This window comes from Desertihabitans aurantiacus, assembly GCF_003344635.1.
Classification (GTDB): Bacteria; Actinomycetota; Actinomycetes; order Propionibacteriales; family Propionibacteriaceae; genus Desertihabitans; species Desertihabitans aurantiacus.
On the sequence record NZ_QPKK01000416.1, the window covers coordinates 1 to 2,118 of the forward strand.

Below are 2,118 nucleotides of genomic sequence, written 5' to 3' on the forward strand. Positions count from 1 at the left end.
GAGCACTGTTTGGACGAGGGGCCCTTCTCGGGTTACCGAATTCAGACAAACTCCGAATGCCAATCAATTTAACTTGGGAGTCAGAACATGGGTGATAAGGTCCGTGTTCGAAAGGGAAACAGCCCAGACCACCAGCTAAGGTCCCAAAATATATGTTAAGTGGAAAAGGATGTGGCGTTGCCCAGACAACTAGGATGTTGGCTTAGAAGCAGCCATCATTTAAAGAGTGCGTAATAGCTCACTAGTCGAGTGACACTGCGCCGAAAATGTACCGGGGCTAAACATATTACCGAAGCTGTGGATTGTCCGTAGGACAATGGTAGGAGAGCGTTCTAAGGGCGTCGAAGCATGATCGCAAGGACATGTGGAGCGCTTAGAAGTGAGAATGCCGGTGTGAGTAGCGAAAGACGGGTGAGAATCCCGTCCACCGATTGACTAAGGTTTCCAGAGGAAGGCTCGTCCGCTCTGGGTTAGTCGGGTCCTAAGCTGAGGCCGACAGGCGTAGGCGATGGATAACAGGTTGATATTCCTGTACCACCTAGTATCGTTTTAATCGATGGGGGGACGCAGTAGGATAGGCGAAGCGTGCTATTGGATTGCACGTCCAAGCAGTAAGACTGAGTGTTAGGCAAATCCGGCACTCATAAGGTCAAGCTGTGATGGGGAGAGGAAATTGTTTCCTCGAGTCGTTGATTTCACACTGCCAAGAAAAGCCTCTAGATAGATAACAGGTGCCCGTACCGCAAACCGACACAGGTAGTCAAGATGAGAATTCTAAGGTGAGCGAGCGAACTCTCGTTAAGGAACTCGGCAAAATGACCCCGTAACTTCGGGAGAAGGGGTGCTCTTTAGGGTTAACGCCCAGAAGAGCCGCAGTGAATAGGCCCAAGCGACTGTTTATCAAAAACACAGGTCTCTGCTAAACCGTAAGGTGATGTATAGGGGCTGACGCCTGCCCGGTGCTGGAAGGTTAAGAGGAGTAGTTAGCTTCTGCGAAGCTACGAATCGAAGCCCCAGTAAACGGCGGCCGTAACTATAACGGTCCTAAGGTAGCGAAATTCCTTGTCGGGTAAGTTCCGACCCGCACGAAAGGCGTAACGATTTGGGCACTGTCTCAACGAGAGACTCGGTGAAATCATAGTACCTGTGAAGATGCAGGTTACCCGCGACAGGACGGAAAGACCCCGTGGAGCTTTACTGTAGCCTGATATTGAAATTCGGCACAGCTTGTACAGGATAGGTAGGAGCCTTTGAAACGTGAGCGCTAGCTTACGTGGAGGCATTGGTGGGATACTACCCTAGCTGTGTTGGCTTTCTAACCCGCACCACTTATCGTGGTGGGAGACAGTGTCAGGTGGGCAGTTTGACTGGGGCGGTCGCCTCCTAAAAGGTAACGGAGGCGCTCAAAGGTTCCCTCAGAATGGTTGGAAATCATTCATAGAGTGTAAAGGCATAAGGGAGCTTGACTGCGAGACTTACAAGTCGAGCAGGGTCGAAAGACGGACTTAGTGATCCGGTGGTTCCGCATGGAAGGGCCATCGCTCAACGGATAAAAGCTACCCCGGGGATAACAGGCTTATCTCCCCCAAGAGTTCACATCGACGGGGAGGTTTGGCACCTCGATGTCGGCTCATCGCATCCTGGGGCTGTAGTCGGTCCCAAGGGTTGGGCTGTTCGCCCATTAAAGCGGTACGCGAGCTGGGTTCAGAACGTCGTGAGACAGTTCGGTCCCTATCCGTCGTGGGCGTAGGAAATTTGAGAGGAGCTGTCCTTAGTACGAGAGGACCGGGATGGACATACCTCTGGTGTACCAGTTGTCGTGCCAACGGCATAGCTGGGTAGCTATGTATGGACGGGATAAGTGCTGAAAGCATCTAAGCATGAAGCCCCCCTCAAGATGAGATTTCCCAACTTCGGTTATAAGATCCCTCAAAGATGATGAGGTTAATAGGTTCGAGGTGGAAGCGTGGTGACACGTGGAGCTGACGAATACTAATCGATCGAAGACTTAATCAAAATTTATGTTTTGCGACGCAAAATCATTTTACTTACTATCTAGTTTTGAATGTATAATACATTCCATTTGTCTGGTGACAATGGCAAGGAGGTCACACCTGT

1 rRNA gene is annotated in these 2,118 nt (G+C 50.6%); it reads left to right on the forward strand.

The annotated features are described in order from the left end of the window. A 23S ribosomal RNA gene (locus DVA66_RS19690) occupies window positions 1-2,016 on the forward strand; the annotation flags it as partial. Window positions 2,017-2,118 lie beyond the last annotated feature (102 nt).